General features: G+C 52.5%; 16 protein-coding genes. 13 read left to right on the top strand and 3 right to left on the bottom strand.

Annotation, left to right across the window (positions count from 1 at the left end; all coding sequences use genetic code 11):
- Window positions 1-159 precede the first annotated feature (159 nt).
- The 3 genes from TY09_RS00895 to TY09_RS00885 all read left to right on the top strand — a co-directional run bounded on the left by TY09_RS00895 (window position 160) and on the right by TY09_RS00885 (window position 1,577).
- Complete coding sequence (locus TY09_RS00895) at window positions 160-777, top strand: nitroreductase family protein (RefSeq protein ID WP_042430171.1); 618 nt, start codon at window positions 160-162, stop codon at window positions 775-777.
- A gap of 184 nt (window positions 778-961) precedes the next feature.
- On the top strand, window positions 962-1,318 hold the full coding sequence (locus TY09_RS00890; protein ID WP_020073664.1) for a GIY-YIG nuclease family protein: 357 nt from the start codon (window positions 962-964) through the stop codon (window positions 1,316-1,318).
- On the top strand, window positions 1,305-1,577 hold the full coding sequence (locus TY09_RS00885; protein ID WP_020073663.1) for a DUF2087 domain-containing protein: 273 nt from the start codon (window positions 1,305-1,307) through the stop codon (window positions 1,575-1,577). Before TY09_RS00890 ends, TY09_RS00885 begins: the two co-directional genes overlap by 14 nt.
- 120 nt (window positions 1,578-1,697) lie before the next feature.
- Here TY09_RS00885 and TY09_RS00880 read toward each other — a convergent pair whose 3' ends face one another.
- Entirely contained in the window at window positions 1,698-3,026 is a 1,329-nt protein-coding gene (locus tag TY09_RS00880) for a hypothetical protein (protein WP_242841412.1), read from the bottom strand.
- 313 nt (window positions 3,027-3,339) lie between these two features.
- Here TY09_RS00880 and TY09_RS00875 point away from each other — a divergent pair, with 313 nt between their 5' ends.
- From TY09_RS00875 to TY09_RS00850, 6 genes are all read left to right on the top strand, one after another.
- Window positions 3,340-4,218 carry a phosphate ABC transporter substrate-binding protein gene (locus TY09_RS00875; protein WP_020073661.1) on the top strand — a complete coding sequence of 293 codons (879 nt, stop codon included), beginning with the start codon at window positions 3,340-3,342 and terminating at the stop codon, window positions 4,216-4,218.
- Window positions 4,219-4,306: 88 nt separating this feature from the next.
- Window positions 4,307-5,659 carry a phosphate ABC transporter permease subunit PstC gene (pstC, locus tag TY09_RS00870; RefSeq protein WP_020073660.1) on the top strand — a complete coding sequence of 451 codons (1,353 nt, stop codon included), beginning with the start codon at window positions 4,307-4,309 and terminating at the stop codon, window positions 5,657-5,659.
- Window positions 5,649-6,581 (top strand): phosphate ABC transporter permease PstA, encoded by a 933-nt coding sequence (gene pstA, locus TY09_RS00865; protein WP_042430162.1) that lies wholly within the window; start codon window positions 5,649-5,651, stop codon window positions 6,579-6,581. Before pstC ends, pstA begins: the two co-directional genes overlap by 11 nt.
- A 15-nt stretch (window positions 6,582-6,596) precedes the next feature.
- Entirely contained in the window at window positions 6,597-7,352 is a 756-nt protein-coding gene (pstB, locus tag TY09_RS00860; protein ID WP_081487990.1) for a phosphate ABC transporter ATP-binding protein PstB, read from the top strand.
- Window positions 7,353-7,423: 71 nt separating this feature from the next.
- Window positions 7,424-8,086 (top strand): phosphate signaling complex protein PhoU, encoded by a 663-nt coding sequence (gene phoU / locus TY09_RS00855; RefSeq protein WP_009062774.1) that lies wholly within the window; start codon window positions 7,424-7,426, stop codon window positions 8,084-8,086.
- 142 nt (window positions 8,087-8,228) lie between these two features.
- The gene (locus TY09_RS00850; protein WP_009062509.1) at window positions 8,229-8,927 is read left to right on the top strand and encodes a response regulator transcription factor; all 699 of its coding nucleotides are present in this window, start codon (window positions 8,229-8,231) and stop codon (window positions 8,925-8,927) included.
- An 85-nt stretch (window positions 8,928-9,012) separates the two neighbouring features.
- Here the strand turns inward: TY09_RS00850 and TY09_RS00845 are convergent, their stop codons facing one another.
- On the bottom strand, window positions 9,013-9,603 hold the full coding sequence (locus tag TY09_RS00845; protein WP_035316736.1) for a hypothetical protein: 591 nt from the start codon (window positions 9,601-9,603) through the stop codon (window positions 9,013-9,015).
- Between the two features lie 172 nt (window positions 9,604-9,775).
- Window positions 9,776-10,306: a transcription repressor NadR gene (locus TY09_RS00840; protein ID WP_009062711.1), complete on the bottom strand. Its 531-nt coding sequence runs from the start codon at window positions 10,304-10,306 to the stop codon at window positions 9,776-9,778.
- 166 nt (window positions 10,307-10,472) lie between these two features.
- Here TY09_RS00840 and TY09_RS00835 point away from each other — a divergent pair, with 166 nt between their 5' ends.
- The 4 genes from TY09_RS00835 to TY09_RS00815 all read left to right on the top strand — a co-directional run bounded on the left by TY09_RS00835 (window position 10,473) and on the right by TY09_RS00815 (window position 16,477).
- Window positions 10,473-12,278: a HAMP domain-containing sensor histidine kinase gene (locus TY09_RS00835; RefSeq protein WP_042430158.1), complete on the top strand. Its 1,806-nt coding sequence runs from the start codon at window positions 10,473-10,475 to the stop codon at window positions 12,276-12,278.
- A gap of 751 nt (window positions 12,279-13,029) precedes the next feature.
- A complete protein-coding gene (gene rlmD / locus TY09_RS00825) occupies window positions 13,030-14,397 on the top strand; it encodes a 23S rRNA (uracil(1939)-C(5))-methyltransferase RlmD (protein WP_052335530.1) in 1,368 nt (455 codons plus the stop codon).
- Between the two features lie 18 nt (window positions 14,398-14,415).
- Entirely contained in the window at window positions 14,416-15,285 is an 870-nt protein-coding gene (locus tag TY09_RS00820; RefSeq protein ID WP_042430155.1) for a PhzF family phenazine biosynthesis protein, read from the top strand.
- Window positions 15,286-15,526: 241 nt separating this feature from the next.
- A complete protein-coding gene (locus tag TY09_RS00815; RefSeq protein ID WP_042430150.1) occupies window positions 15,527-16,477 on the top strand; it encodes a 2-hydroxyacid dehydrogenase in 951 nt (316 codons plus the stop codon).
- Window positions 16,478-16,725: the final 248 nt, after the last annotated feature.

Below are 16,725 nucleotides of genomic sequence, written 5' to 3'. Positions count from 1 at the left end.
CTTCTAACGCCCTTTCCGGAACAAGCGGATTTTATGGGTGCCGTATCGCGGGTTGCCCGATCCTGCCAAACGTGTTTTTAACAAACGGACGGCCTTTTTGCAGCCGTCCGTTTTTTGCCTGAGGGCTGAAACAGAAACCGGTAAAGGAGAGAATGATTCATGGAGTTCAATGAATGGAAAGACCTGCTGAAAAGCAGCCGCAGTACGCGCGGGTATGACGAAAGCCGCAGGGTCAGCCGTGAGGAGCTCACGGAGCTCGTAGACTGCGCGCGGTATGCGCCGTCTACCATGAATATGCAGCCCCTGCGCTACCGTTTGGTATTTGAGCCCGGCGAGGTGGCAAAGGTGCAGTCGCTCACCAAGTGGGCCGGCGCGCTCAAGGGGATTCACCTGCCGCACGAGGGGCATTGCCCGCCCGCGTTTATCGTGGTCTGCCACGATACGCAGATCGCCGCGGCTGGCCCGGGGTTTGTGCGCGACGTGGGGATCGTCTGCCAGACAATCGCACTCTCCGCCCGGGTAATGGGGCTTGGCGGGTGCATTTTGGGCGCGTTTTCCGCCGACGCGTTAAAGGAAGCGCTTGGCCTTCCCGCTCACCTGATCCCGATGCTGATCGTCGCCGTCGGCAAGCCGGAGGAAACCATCGTGCTCACGGAGGTGGAAAAAGGCGAGAGCGTCGCCTATTACCGCGACGAGAACGATGTGCATTACGTTCCGAAGCGCAGGCTGGACGATGTCCTCATTTTATCAACCGAAAGCAAACCGAAAGCCGAATAATTCCCGGGGCCTCTTTTCTTCTGGTTGGAAAAGAGGCCCCGTTTTTGATTTTTTGCCCCGGTTCGGCGCATACTCTACGGAGCGTTGATTGCGCTCGGAGCCGGGGCGCGTTACAATAATCCTGTACCGCCGTAGAATTCAACCTGCGGGAGCAGGAATATTGCGAGGGGATGGAGGAAAAGAGATGAAGGAAGCATCCAAAAAAGAAATGAAGAACCAATACAAGAACAGCAGGCAGATCGGCGGCATCTACCGCATCCGCTGTGATGGGGCGGACGAGAGCTGGGTTCGCGCGAGCGCGGATTTACAGGGGGCCAAAAACCGTTTCGCGTTTCAGTGCGCTACCAATCTGTGCCCCGAAACGGCCATGTCGCCGGCCTGGAAGCGTTACGGAGCCGCCGGCTTCACTTTTGAAATACTGGAAGAAATCAAGAAGAAAGAAACGCAGACGCCGCGCGAATTTTCAGAGGATATATCGGCTCTGCTGGAGCTTTGGAACGAAAAGCAGGGCGAGGGGAGGGAAAGCGATGGAACAGAATAAAAAGATCGCCCCCTTTTTGAATCCCGAGGGAAAAATTACGCGGCTGCCCCAGAAAAGCAGTGTTCGGTTTGCGGTGCTGGAATATCTGGCACAGAAATTTGAGCCGGGGCGCCGCTATACCGAGCGGGAGATCAACGCCATCTGCGAAGCCTCGCATACGTTCGGGGACTATTTTCTGATCAGGAGAGAGCTGATCGACTGCGGCCTGTTGTGCCGTAAGGCGGACGGCTCCAGCTACTGGAGGGCAAAGTCCGAATAAAACACCGTCTTTCTGCTGCGGCTGCGGAAAGACGGTGTTTTAATATCCAGAAGAAGCCCTCCTTTTGCCGCCAATACGGCCTGCCTGCCGTTTGGCGGACAAAGGGAGGCGTTTTGCTTGTTACAGCGCACTGCGAAGGGGATCGTCCGCCGGAAGTCCCCTCCCCATAGCGGGGAATCCCTGTGTTTTTCGTTCGGCTTCCAGATAAGAAACCAGCTTGCGCCAGATTTCAATCGTCTGCCGGAACTGCCGGGCGTGAAGCTCTACGTTTTGGTGGTAGCGTTCCAGCTCGTCGGCAATGCTCAAAAATTCCTCGCGGCCCAGGTAGGCGGCCAGCTTCGGCAGGGTGGCCGCCAGCTGGCGGCGCATTTCTTCGATTCTGCTTTCGTAGTTCTCGCGCTGCGTGAGGTAGAGCAGCAGGGGCTTGTAGCGCACCCAGCCCACGCAGGCGCGGCAGAAGCGGTCCGTCACAAAGCTCAGGTCGGCGCAGACGGGCTTGAGCCGGATCGGCAGCACGCCGTCCATCAGGTGGTCGTACGCGGAAAAGCCGTCGTGGAAGGTATAGCAGGGGATGCGAAGCACTTTGCTGTCTTCCAGCAGGGTGCTCAAAAAGGTGTCTTCGCCTCTGGCCCCGGGCGGGTTGTAGAAAGGATGAACCCGGGCGCTGTCCGTTAAATTGATGCACAAATTCGAGCCGGAAATGAATTTGCAGTGATTGACTGACAAAACCTCCTGCGGCTCATCGCCGGTCAGTATGGCGGTATCCGCATAGGTGACGCCGCCCTGCCGCATCAGCGATTCCAGCGACTGCCAGTTGATGATGTCGTTGCTGATCGCCTCAATAAAGTTCCGAAAATCCTCTTTTGTCAGCGAACTGCTGAATTCGATGGACGGGATCGGTGAAATATAACCGCAGTGGTGCCCGTGGGTGATGTCGGCTCCGGTGTCCATCATCTGCCGCAGGTGAGAGAGCAGAACATGCTGCCCGCTCCAAATGGCCCAGTTGCGGGTATTGGTGACCGCCATGGGGTATTCGTCGTCGTCCAGGAACAGCAGGTAGTCCATTCGCTGCTTCATCGCCCAGTAAAGGACGGTGTTGCGCTGCCCGGCGTAGCCTGCGCAGAAGAAGAGGCGCGCCTCTTCCGGCGACAGAACGCCGCTGCGCACCAGGCTGCGGATTTCGCGGGCCTGCGCTGTTTTCCCCAGAAAAAAGGTTCCGTTAAGGTCCCCGAGCAGGTGCGGAGGAATGCCGGTGTAGTCCGTTACCTTGGTATTCGCATATTTCAGGTCATATGCCACAAACAGATTCAGGTTAAATTTCGGGTTCTGTGTCAGTCCGCATTCCCGCCAGCTCAGTATGTTGGTTTTCAAAACCTTCCGAAAGCTCCTTCGCCCCGTGGCGAAGCCAATTCCTACGTTCACGGTATCTTGCTTCGACAATGTTCTCACTCCTTTTTCTGAAAGTAATCGTAAGCGTCTGCGAATGACCGGCGGAGAATTGGTCATTCCTGTCAAGTAACAACTTATATTATAAGCATAAGTTGCCTATTTGTCAATTCCTTCTAAAATCAAAAACAAATTGCAGGCACATTTCCTTATTTCCGAAGAAAATCAATTCTTTAGGAAAAGAAACTTTACGCAAAATCAATCTCTTTTTCGTTTTTAACGACTTCTAAATCGCGTTTAACCTAAATTTAACAATTGTCCTTTAAGATAAGAATGCGCAAAAGAGAAATTAAAACAATCAGGAGGAAATAGGAATATGAAACAAAAAATGATGGCGTTGCTTGCAATGCTGTTGGTGGGAGCCACTGCGGCGACAGGTTGCTCTTCCACGGTTGAAGGAAAAAGTGATGCACCGTCCGCCGCACCCGCACAGTCTACCGCATCCGCAGCAGAGTCCACCGCGTCCCTGAGCGGCAAGCTGACACTGAACGGTTCCACTTCCATGGCGAAGGTATGCCAGGCGCTGGGCGAAGGATTTATGGAGAAATATCCCCAGGTAACGGTAGAAAAGGGCGGCACGGGCTCCGGCGACGCGGTAAAGGCAGTCAACAGCGGCACCGCACTGATCGGCGATCTTTCCCGCAACCTGAAGGATGAGGAAAAGCCTGCTGATTTTGAGATCGTACAGATCGCGATCGACGGTATTGCTGTTGCGGTCAATCCCCAGAACAAGGTTGACACCTTGACCAGCGAGCAGATCGCAAAGATTTACACCGGCGAGATCACCAACTGGAAGGATGTTGGCGGTGCGGATCAGAAGATCACCGTCATCGGCCGCGAGGCTACCTCCGGTACCCGCGACGGCTTCGAGTCCATTCTGAAAATCAAAGAGAAAACCAAGCTGGCTGCCGAGCTTTCCTCCACCGGCGAGGTGGTTTCCAAGGTAGGCAGTGACCCTGCGGCGATCGGCTACATTTCTCTGGATTCCGTGAACGAGTCCGTCAAGGCGGTTACTGTGGACAATGTAAAGCCTTCGGAGGATACGGTAAAAGACGGTACTTACAAGCTGCAGAGACCCTTTATTGAAATCTACAAAAAAGGCAGCGACAATGAGCTGGTAAAAGCATGGTTCGATTTCATCGCTTCGAGCGAAGGACAGAAGATCATCAAAGAAGCCGGTTTGGTAATCAAATAAATGACTGACCCTGATTGAAAACAAAAGCACCCGGTGTATCTAAAAGGATACCCCGGGCTGCTTTGGTATCGGGCGAAGGAGGGTGCAAATGGATCGTACGATGGACGGCCAGGAGGGCCGGGAGCGGGAAAAAAGGCGCAACGCGGCATACCGGTGGATCGCCGCCGGGCTGGGAGCGGTAATGATTTTATCGTTCTTTTTACCGTATATCACCTTTGTGTTCCGCGGATTAACCTATACCGTCAGCGGGATTCAGCTGGCGTTTGTAAAAGGCTTCTGGGTGGTGGGCCCGCAGCAGAGCGGCCTTGTTACCATTCCGCTGGCCGTGCGGGCCAGCATTGTGCTGGGGCTGCTCTGTGCGGTGGGCGGGTTTGTGTTGATCCTGCTGAAGAAGCCGGTCACAGCCGGCCTGCTGTTTTTGCTGTCCGGTATTTCTCCGCTGCTGGTCATGGCGGCTTCGGGGGCGATTCAGACTGCGGTGACGAGCCTGAATGTCAGCCAGATTGAATTGCAGTTTTTATGGCCGTTTTTCTGCACGCTGCTGGGCGGCCTTATATCGTCTGTTCTGGCGCTGCGCACGCAGGGCACGGAGCGGCTGGCGGAATCGGTGTTTCAGGTGTTCGCCTGCGTTTCCATCGGTTCCGTGATCTTGCTGACGGTGTACATTATTTCCGCCGGTCTGCCGGCGATTCTGCAAATCGGCTTGACACAGTTCCTGCTCGGGGAGAGCTGGCGGCCCGCGTCCGACATCTTCGGCATTCTGCCGATGATCCTCTCGTCGATCGTCGGTACGATCGGCGCGATCGTGCTCGGTGTGCCGGTCGGAATTCTGACGGCGGTGTTTTTGTCTGAAACGGCAAGCCCTCGGCTGGCCATGCTGGTGCGCCCCGCCGTGGAGCTGTTGGCGGGCATTCCGTCCGTCATCTACGGCTTTTTCGGAATGCTCGTGGTCGTGCCGGTGATTCGGAATATGTTCCCGGAGCATACGATCGGCGACAGCCTGCTCGCCGTGATTCTGATTCTGGCGATCATGATTCTGCCGACGATCGTCAGCGTGACGGAAACCTCTCTGCGGGCGGTGCCGGCCGCCTACCGCGAGGCGTCTCTGGCGCTGGGCGCCACGCAGACCGAAACCATCTTCAAGGTAACGCTGCCCGCGGCAAAGTCCGGAATTCTGGCGGGCGTGATTCTGGGCGTGGGACGCGCCATCGGCGAAACGATGGCGGTCATCATGGTGGCCGGCAACGTGGCCAACATGCCGACTTTGCTTGGCACGGTGCGCCTGCTCACCACCGGCATCGCGATGGAGATGTCCTATGCGTCGGGCCTGCACCGCGAGGCGCTGTTCGCCATCGGCTTGGTGCTGTTTGTGTTTATCATGATCGTCAACCTGCTGTTTAACTACATTTCAAAGAAAGGGGTGCAGATTCATGCCGAATAAATCCGGAGTATTGGAGCAAAACGCCCCGAACGCGAATTTTGTCATGGAAGGCAAATCCCTTTATAACCGCCGCGCCAAGCCCGTGGACGTTGTTTTAAAGCTGCTGATCAACGGCGCGGCCTTTCTGTGCGTGGTGGTGCTTGTCGGCATTTTGGGCTATATTCTCGTCAACGGCCTCGGGTATGTCAGCTGGAAGTTCCTTTCCACCCCGTACTCCGAAACCAAGGCGAATCTGAAGGGCATTCTGCCCATGATCATCAATACCATGTACATTGTCGTGATCACGCTGCTGATCGCGGCGCCGATCGGCATCTGCTCTGCGATTTACCTCACGCAGTACGCAAAGCAGGGCAGACTCGTAAAGGCGATTCGTTTTACCACCGAGATTCTTTCCGGCATTCCCTCGATTCTGTTCGGACTGTTCGGGTATACCGTATTCTGCATCCTGTTCCGGCTGCAGATTTCGATTCTGGCCGGCTGCCTGACCATGACGCTGTGCATTCTGCCCACGATCGTGCGCACCACGGAGGAATCCTTGATTTCGGTGCCGTCCTCTTATAAAGAGGGGGCGTTTGCGCTCGGCGCGGGCAAGCTGCGTGTGATTCTCGGCATTGTGCTGCCGTGCGCCATGCCGGGTGTATTGACGGCGGTCATCCTTGCCATGGGGCGAATCGTCGGCGAATCCGCCGCTCTGCTGTTTACCTCGGGCCTTGCATACCAGATGCCCAAGGGCTTTTTCCAGCAGATTTTCAGCAGCGGCCGTACGCTGACTTTGCACCTGTACCAGACGGCCCGCGAGGCCACCACTCCCGACGCCATGAACATCGCCTTTGCCACTGCGTCGGTTCTGCTGATTCTGGTATTTCTGCTCAATCGCTTGGCAGGGCTTTTATCGAAAACTCTGCAGAAAGGAACCGAATAATTTATGGCAACAAATATGGCGACAAAAATTTCGATTCAAAATCTGGATCTGTTTTATAATGATTTTCAGGCGCTGCACGGGATTTCGCTCGAAATCCCGGAAAATCAGATCACGGCGTTTATCGGCCCGTCCGGCTGCGGAAAATCCACCTGCCTGAAAACACTCAACCGCATGAACGATATGATCACCGGCTGTCGTATCGAGGGGAAGGTCTCCATCGATGGGGAGGATATTTATGACCCCCGCACCGACGTTAACCTTCTGCGCCGGCGCGCCGGCATGGTGTTCCAAAAGCCAAATCCGTTCCCCATGAGCGTATATGACAATATTGCCTACGGCCCGCGCGTGCACGGAGTCAAGAGCAAGAGCCAGCTCGACCAGATCGTTGAAAAGTCGCTTCGCAGCGCCGCCTTGTGGGACGAGGTGAAAGACCGCCTGAAAAAGTCGGCTCTCGGCCTTTCGGGCGGTCAGCAGCAGCGCCTTTGTATTGCCCGTGCGCTTGCGGTAGACCCCGACATTCTGCTGATGGATGAGCCCACCAGTGCGCTCGACCCGATTTCCACACAGAAAATCGAGGACTTGCTCGACGAGCTTCGCGGCCAATACACGGTGATTATCGTTACCCACAACATGCAGCAGGCCGCGCGTATTTCGGACCGGACGGCGTTCTTTCTGCTGGGTGAGGTGGTGGAGTTCACCGAAACCAAGTTGATGTTCGAGCAGCCTAAGGATGAGCGCACCGAGCGCTATATCACGGGTCGCTTCGGTTGATTTTTCCAGGTCGGTCTGATACTATGAAAAGAGACAAGCGCCGGCGGCCTGCGGCGGAAAGAGAGGAATAGATGGCGAGGAAAATGTTTGAGCGCGAGCTGCAGGAGCTTGCGCAGGAAATGATCTCTATGGGAAACGACGTGGACGGCCGCCTGCTTGAAACGATTGAGGCCCTGCGCACGCTGGATCTGGAAAAAGCCCAGCAGGTGGCGCAGAGTGATGAACAGATCGATATTCAGGAGCATCAGATCGAAAAAATGTGCCTGAACCTGATCGCCCTGCAGCAGCCGATCGCGGGCGATCTGCGCATGATCGCGGCGTGCCTGAAAATCCTGACGGATATGGAACGTGTGGCCGACCAGTGTGCCGATATCTGCGAGATTGTCGCGGGCGGCGATTTCAACGGCAACAGTCTGGCGCTGTCGCATGTGGTGCGCATGCTGGAAGAGGCGCGCGGCATGTTCCGCCGCTCGATCGACGTGTTTATTTCCCGCGATGTGGAAGAGGCGAAAGCGATCTGCCAGTACGACGACGTGGTAGATTCCATGTTTTCCAAAATCATTCTGGAGGTCTGCGACATCATCACGCAGAATCCCCGGAATGTGATGTGTGAGGTCGACATGATTTTTATTACGAAATATATTGAGCGCACGGCGGATCACGCCACGAATATTGCCGAATGGGTCATCTACATCGAAAACGGCGTGCACCCTGAGCTGAATGAAAAGATATAGCAGATAGATCGTCCACGAAACCGAATCGTATTTTCGGGTGGCTGAAGAGCATTGAATCGTCGGCCGCATGATTCCGGAAAACGGGCGGAACCGTTATGAGTTTGTATCGGAATTTATCCTAAAATCGAGAGGAGAACAAGGAATGGCGCTGGTTTATATCGCCGACGACGAACCGAATATCCGTAAGCTGGTGGCCTTTGGCCTGAGAGACGCGGGGTACGAGAGCGCGGAATTTGCCGACGGAACCTCTCTGCTGGCGGCGGTGCGGCAAAAGAGGCCCGACGCCGTGATTCTGGACTGGATGATGCCGCCCCCGGACGGGCTGGCAGTTTGCCGCATCCTGCGGGAAAGCCCCGAGGGAAAGCATCTGCCGATTCTGATGCTGACCGCCAAGGGAGAGGAATTCGACCGTGTGCTGGGGCTGGAGATCGGCGCGGATGATTATGTTGTCAAGCCGTTCAGTATGAAAGAGCTGGCTGCCCGCGTGCGTGCCGTGCTGCGCCGCAGCGAGCGCGCAGCGCAGGATGTAGAGGAAGAGGTACTTACCGGCGGCGGACTGACAGTGGATATTGCACGCCATACGGTGACCAAAAACGGCGAGCTGCGCGAGCTGACGGCGAAGGAGTTTGATCTTCTCGTCATGCTGATGAAGCACCGGGGCCGGGTGATGACGCGTGACGCCTTGCTCGACAAGGTGTGGGGCGTGGAATATTACGGCGATACCCGCACGGTGGATGTTCACGTTCGCTACCTGCGGCAGAAAATTGAGGAAGACCCCGAGTCCCCCCGTCTGGTGCAGACGGTGCGCGGCGTCGGCTATAAATTCACGGAGCAGGAGTGACCCTTTTGCCCAAATAGAAACGCCCGGTAAATCCTTTGGAATCAGATTTACCGGGCGAGATATTTTGTTTTGGGGGTTGTGTTCCTTACAGTGCCGCGCGCTTCTGAGAGGAAGCCATGGGGGCGCTGACGGGAATCTGGATCACACGGCTGACGGGCTTCCACACGACCAGCGCGATGCCGAAGTCGATCATGCTGTGTGCAATCGTGCCCACACCGACCATCAAAAGGACGGAGAACGCGAAGCCCTTGTTGTAAAAGCCGCTGTTCAGCATGCCGCCAAAATAGAACAGTGTGACGACGAGCGCCTCACAAATGGCGTGAACGACCGCCAGAATCGAGTTGAACAGCACGGTAGACGCGGGCCGCAGAAGAACATCGGGGTGCTTTTTCAAAATCAGGCAGCCGACTGCCACAAAGCCGAGGTGGCTCAGCGCGCGCAGCGCAATCACCGGCGGTAGGCCCGCAAAGAAGAAGCCCACACTGGTGCCGAGCGTAACCGCCACCGCTACCGGCGGCGAAATGAACATCGCAATAAAAATCGCCACGTGACTGGCCAGCGTAAACGACATGGGCTCCAGTACGATTTTCGGCGCAAACATGGGGATCACAATACCCACCGCGCAAAGCAGCGCCGCGATCACCATCGTCAGAATTTTTTGATTCGTTTGTTTCATTTCAATCACCTCAAAAGTTTTTACAGGGTTGCCGCTTTCAAAAAGCGTTTGCTTTCCTCCCCGTATAGCCACTTCCATAACAATTGACTATACATGTGTCTTGACAGTATTCTAGAACAAAAAAACAAAGGTGTCAAGACACCTTTGTAAAAAATTTTGTTTTTCAAATCATTTAGTCGGATTCCCGCTGCTCAAGCAGATACCCTCTTTCAGTCAGTGCGGCCAGTGTGCGGTCACGGTCCTGCAAATTGGAAAACGCGACGGTATGCAGGTGGATGCCGCCGGTCAAGTCGGAAAGCGGGGCGGAATTGCTGGCGCTCAGGCGATTTATAAAATCCTGTACGTCATGGCGCGAACCAATGCGGAGCTGGCCGCTCAGCTGCCCGTAAACGGCGTGCTCCACCGTTACGTCCAGCACCCTGCCGCCGTTGTCCACAATTGTGGTCAGCTCATCTTCCATCTCACTGCCGTTGTGGCGGCAGGCGATGATCACACGGTATTCCCCGGCCGGAACATCGGATTCCAATACATAGCCCCGGGGCGTGGCCGCTATTTTTTCGTTGGCGGCGCGCAGCAGGGCAATATCCCCAACAATGATCTGCCGGCTGACCTGAAACTGCCGGGCGATGGCCCCGGCGCTGACCGGCTGGCGGCTGTGCTGCAAAAGCTGTAGGATTTTTTCACGTCGTTCGGCTGAAGTCATCGGACCACCCTTTCTCATTGTCATCCGCACATAAAACCGTATCTCTTTCCCTCTTGCCGGCAGCAAGGGGAAAATAAATACTTTCGCTCTTTCGGCTGAATAATATCATAGCATATTTTCGGGAAAAGTGATATGCTTTTCCCAATAGAAAAGGAGGGATTTGCGGGTGAAACAGAAGAACCGCATCCGTATCCATTTTTCAAGCGGCTCTGTCAAGCAGCGGCTGATGCTGTCGAGCTCCATCATCCTGTGTGTGGGCTTTTGCCTGGCGTTTGCGCTCGTGGCGCTGCTGGTACAGAAGCAGTATCAGGAGGAGTTTACCAAGCGGCTCGACGCTTCCCTTGCGATTATGGAGACGCAGGGCAGTAAAATCTGGGCGAATCCCCAGAAATATGCCCGGGAGGAAAGCGACCGTCTTTCCGCTGTGGGGCAGCAGATCCGCATTACGGTGCTTGATTCCAAAGGAAATGTGCTCGGGGACAGCGAACAGCCGGGAGATGTGGACGACGATACCGTCAAGGGAAACCACCTGAGCCGGCCTGAAATTCTTCAGGCGGATCAATCGGGGCGCGGTTACGACGTCCGCCTTTCTGAAAATGCCGGCGAGCGTTTTTATTATGCAGCAGTGCGGCTGCCGGATCAGGGATATCTGCGCGCGGCGCTTTCGATTGCAGATCTTGACCGTGTAACGCGGAAATTCTGGGTCGGCTCTCTGCTCAGCCTGCTGCTGGGCCTGATTTTGATTTGTACTGTCACATGGTTTATGGCAGACCGCTTTACCCTGCCTATCCGCAGCTTGACCAAGGTGGCGCGGCGGATTTCCGAAGGCGACCTTTCGGGACGCATGCAGGGACAGTATACCGGCGAAATCGGCGATCTGACCCATTCGTTCAATATTATGGCGGAAAGCACCGAGCAGGCGGTGCTGCAGACGCAGAAGAAGCAGGAGCAGCTGGAGGGCGTGCTTCAGGGAATGGATGACGGCGTGCTATGCGTTGACCGCAATAACCGGATCGTGTTCCTGAACCAGCGTGCGCGCGAACTGCTGAATGCCCGCGACCTCAAGGAAGGCGGTATTCTGGATGGAAGCCTGCTCATCCGCCAGCTTGCCGACCGGATGCGCAGCGCCGGAGAGCAGGGGGAAGAGGAGGCCGCGCGCCGTGAAACGCTGACGACCGGAGGCCCCAAGGAGCAGCAGTATAACGTGTATATCGCGCCGATCCCCGGGAAGCGGGAGGATGGCGAGGTGCTGGCCGTAATTGCCGATGTGACCCGTATGCGCCGGCTGGAGCAGCTGCGCAGCGAATTTGTGGCCAATGTGACGCATGAGCTGAAAACGCCACTGACTTCGATCCGTGGAAGCATCGAGCTGCTGCGCAGCGGCGACCGGGATGAAGAGACCCGTCAGTACTTTTATGATGTGCTGGATATTGAGGCGGAGCGTCTGCACCATCTGATCGACGATATGCTTGTGCTTTCCCAGATCGAAAACGCGAAAGAAGATCCATCCGCCCGCCGCTGCAATCTGAAGGAGGAGCTGATGGCCACCATAGAACGGCTGCATCCCGTTGCCGAAAAAGCTTCGGTTACGCTGGAGCTGGACGCAGACCCGTCGCTGTACTGCGATTGCTCTCCCACGCGCATTGGGCAGCTGTTTATTAATCTGATCGAAAATGCGATCAAGTATAATGTTCCGCAGGGCAAGGTTACTGTAACTGCCCGGCAGCAGCGGCATATGGCGATTGTGCGCGTGCGCGATACAGGCATCGGGATTGCTCCGGAGCATCTGGACCGGCTGTTCGAGCGCTTCTATCGGGTTGATACCAGCCGTTCGCGCGAAATCGGCGGCACGGGCCTGGGGCTTTCCATTGTAAAACACCTGGCGGCGCTGTATCATGGCGAGGTGAGCGTAGAGAGCGAGGTCGGTAAAGGCAGCACGTTTACGGTTCGCCTGCCGCTTTCCCAGGAATAACAGGCTTTTCTTCATCACTGCGTTTCGCGGTATGCAGAGTGAATTCTGCATGCCGCTGTTGTCATCGTTTGTTTTTTGCAGTTTGCCTGGTTTCGGATTGTGCAAATGATGATAAAATTTGAGAATTAATCCTATTCTTGCGAATTTTTGCAGGAAACGGGTCAAGCTTCATGCAAAAAAATATCGATTATCAAAGTCTCTTCTAAAAAGAATAAGTACAAGATACAGTGCCTTTGTTTGGCGAAAGCGGCGAGGCGCAGGAAAAAACGACAGATGGCATGATAAAAAGGCTGAAACCGGTAAAAAGTTACCGGTTTCAGCCTTTTTGGGGAGGAGTTGTATTGAAAAAGGTACGGCATCCGCCGCGGTCTTATAAGCAAATAAAATTTGGATATGGAAATATCTTTTTTCTTTATCCTTAGTATAAACCACTAAATACAGCAAAGTCAAGAAATTAACAAAAGGTTAATAATGAATCTGCTTTTTTCATAAATTGCATGGGGAAGCGATTTAATATTTATTATGATTGACACAATAGATTAGAATATTCAAAAAGGAAAAAATTTTTACAGAATTTTCTTTTCTTGTATTTATAGCATGAAAATGCTAAACTTTTGAAAGAATCTATTTGCGATCAAAAAGTGAAAACAGTGATATCTCCCCTGCCGAACGCGGGGGAGATATCACGATTATGATTTGTTGTTTTTATTAGAGATCGATATCAGAGCAAAAAACGATCGGAGAGAAAACGATGCTTCTGAAAAAGAATGAGATAGTTGAAATAGAAATCACAGGCATGACCGCTGAGGGCAGCGGCGTGGGCCGGGTAGAGGGAATTGCTGTATTTGTTCCGGGTGCGGCGGCCGGCGACCGTTTAAAAGTCCGTATCCTGAAAACGGCCAAAACGTATGCCTTTGGAAAAATAGAAGAAATTCTGGAGCCGTCTCCCGAACGGATCGAGTCGGACTGTCCCTGTTCTGCGCAGTGCGGCGGCTGCGCGTTCCGCCATATTACCTATGCCGGGGAGCTGCGGGCAAAGGAAAACCGCGTGCGCGATGCCATAGAGCGGATCGGCGGGCTGCAGAATCCGGATATCCGCCCGATTGTGGGGGCGGAGCATGCCGACGGTTACCGCAATAAGGCGCAGATTCCGATCGGGCAGGACAAGCAGGGCAATCTGATCGCGGGATTTTATGCGAACCACAGCCACCGCATTGTTCAGTGTGAGCGCTGCGCCTTGCAGCCAAAGCCGTTTGAGCAGGCGCTGGATGCATTTTTGGAATGGGCACGTAAAAGCGGAGAGAGTGCCTATGACGAAACGACGTATAAGGGGAAGCTGCGCCATTTATACCTGCGCATGGCTGAAGGTACCGGCGAGGTGATGGTCTGCGTGGTCGTCAATGGGAACGGCCTCAAAGGAGAGGATTCTCTTGCGGCGCTGCTCCGCGAGAGAGTGGACGGCCTGAAAAGCGTTTTGATCAACAGTAACCGGGAAGACACCAACGTTGTGCTGGGCAGGCGTTTCCGCACGGTCTGGGGGCAGGATTTTCTGACCGACCGGATGTGCGGCCTGCAGTTCCGGATTTCTCCGCTGTCCTTTTACCAGGTGAATCATGCCCAGGCCCAGCGGCTGTATGCGCTGGCGGGCGAATATGCCGGTCTCACCGGCAAAGAAACGGTACTTGATCTGTACTGCGGTACCGGTACGATCGGCCTTTCGATGGCGGGCCGCGCCGGACGGGTCATCGGAGTTGAGGCTGTAGCGCAGGCCGTAGAAAACGCCCGTGAAAATGCGTCGCTCAACAATATTGAAAACGCGGAATTCCTGTGTATGGACGCTGCCGAGGCAGCGCAGCTGCTGGTACAGCGCGGCGAGCACCCTGACGTTGTGGTGCTCGATCCCCCCAGAAAGGGCTGCGCGCCCGAACTGATCCGCACGGTGGCCGACATGGCTCCTTCCCGCATCGTTTATGTTTCCTGCGACCCCGCTACCCTTGCGCGCGATCTGAAGCTGTTCCGCGAGCTCGGCTACGCCGCCGGGCCGATCGCGCCAGTTGATCTGTTTCCGAGGACGAAGCATACAGAAGTAATTGTCGGATTAAGTCGTAATATATCATAAATTGGAGCTTGGAAATATATGAAAATAAACGTATTCACATTAAATTCTTTTGCTAAAACAAAAGAAGGCGGAAATCCAGCAGGTGTTGTTATGAATGCAGATTCATTATCTGAGGAAGAAATGAGAAAAATTGCTGCTGTTCTTGGATTCAGTGAAACTGCTTTTGTATTACAATCAAACGCGGCAGATTTTAAAGTGAGATTCTTTACACCGAATGAAGAGGTGGACTTATGTGGTCATGCTACGATTGCCACCTTCTATGCAATGTCAAGTCTAAATTTGTTAAAACAAGGTAAGTATGAGCAAGAAACCAGAGCAGGAATACTTGGCATTGAAATTCATAACGATAATTTTGTTATGATGGATCAATCGATTCCTGTATTTTCGGAAGTTATAGATAAAGATGAAGTAGCAGATTCCTTGAACATCAGTACTTCCCAAATTTCAGCAGACTTGTTGGTTCAAGTTGTATCAACAGGGCTTCGGGATATTATGGTTCCTGTAAGAAGCATTGAGATTTTAGATTCGATCAGACCGGATATGAAAAAAGTAAAAGAAATCAGCCAAAAGTACAATACTGTTGGATACCATGTTTTTTCTTTGAAATCCTTACATGGTGCTAACGCTTATTGTAGAAACTTTGCTCCCTTATATGGTATCCCGGAGGAATCTGCCACAGGAACATCGAGCGGTGCACTTGGTTGTTATTTGTACCACTATGGAAAAATCAACGAGGAGCAAGCTTCACACATTATTTTTGAACAAGGTTATTCTATGAAAAGGCCATCTGAAATCCGAGTGTCTTTAGGTGTAAAGGAAAATAAAATTTTTGAAGTTAAGGTCGGAGGGAGAGCGATGAATTTAACCTTAACGGAAGTCGAAATATAGAATAAGAGAAAGCAACTTTCCTCCAAGGTCCCACCAAGCTCAAACGGCATCTTTTTTGACCTCTCAAGGCATGTGGAGTGTGTGGTGCTGCTGCAGCGTTGTAGTTCGGAAAGCAAGCCGTAGGGTTTGATCACAAAATATTATGGATTAGGGACGATTTTGAGGTGAAAAAGAACTAAAGGAGCTGCTTTTTACCTCCTAAAAATAGGTGAAATATAGATGACATGAAGGAGACAAAATTATGAATGATAAAACTGTGGTATTAAATGCCGGCCTGGTCAATTATGATGGGAACGTTGATTACTCAAAAATTGCATCCGAAGTGGTAATCTATGATGAAACGTCCGAAGATAAAATTTTGGAGCGAGTCAACGGTTTTACAATCGTTGTAACGAAAGAAATGAAAGTCACAAGTGACATTATCAGAAAATTCCCTGATAGTGTAAAGATGATTTGTGAAGCCGGAACCGGATATAATAATATCGATTTGGACGCGGTACGTGAAAAAGGAATCATATTATGCAACATCCCTGCGTATAGCAGTGAACGAGTGGCCCATACAGCAATCCTTATGATTTTAAATCTGGCAAGCTCAATGCAAAAACAGATTCGTATGCTTTCAGAAGGGAATCATGATAATTTCCATAAACATTTAATGGTGAACCATGTAGAAGTAAACGGTAAAACACTGGGAGTTATCGGTTATGGAAATATTGCGAAAGAAATCGTCAAAGTAGCGCAGGCACTGGGAATGAAAATTTTAGTAACGACCAGAACTCCCAGAGCAGATGTAGAGAATATTCACTTTACAACAAATGAAGAAGTTTTCATGCAAAGTGATTTTATTTCTCTTAATTGCCCTTTAAACGAATCAACAAGACATATGATCAATAAAGAAACATTGGCAATGATGAAGCCGACAGCATATTTAGTCAATACTGCACGGGGAGCATTGGTTGATGAAAAAGCGTTGATTGACGCATTACAAAATAATGTAATTGCAGGCGCAGGATTAGATGTGCAGGAAGTAGAGCCATTAGATGATGCAAGTCCGTTGTATACAATGGATAATGTTATCATTACTCCGCACATGGGATGGCGGGGATTAGAAACAAGACAACGCTTGGTTTCATTGATCCAAGATAACATCAGAGCTTTTTCCAAAGGACAGCCGATCAATCGAGTAGACTGAAAAGTAAATTGAAACTGATATCCTTCTGAGCATAATGGTATGATATCAAATTCCAATTCATATAGAGAAATAATAAGCAGGAACGGAAAAATTGATTTTTATTAAAGAAGCTAATAAGACAAAAGCTCTCAGCACGCTGAGGATTTTTCGTCTTATTAGCTTTTCTCTTTACTAAATTAGATATCGAAAAATGAGCGTTGCATGTTATAATCAGTATAACGATCTTATAAAAATAAGTGTTGAGGATA

It is taken from the genome of Faecalispora jeddahensis, assembly GCF_000577335.1.
In the GTDB taxonomy this organism is placed as follows: Bacteria; Bacillota; Clostridia; order Oscillospirales; family Acutalibacteraceae; genus Faecalispora; species Faecalispora jeddahensis.
Note: the sequence above shows the minus strand (reverse complement) of the source record. Positions and strands in the feature narration are given on the sequence as shown.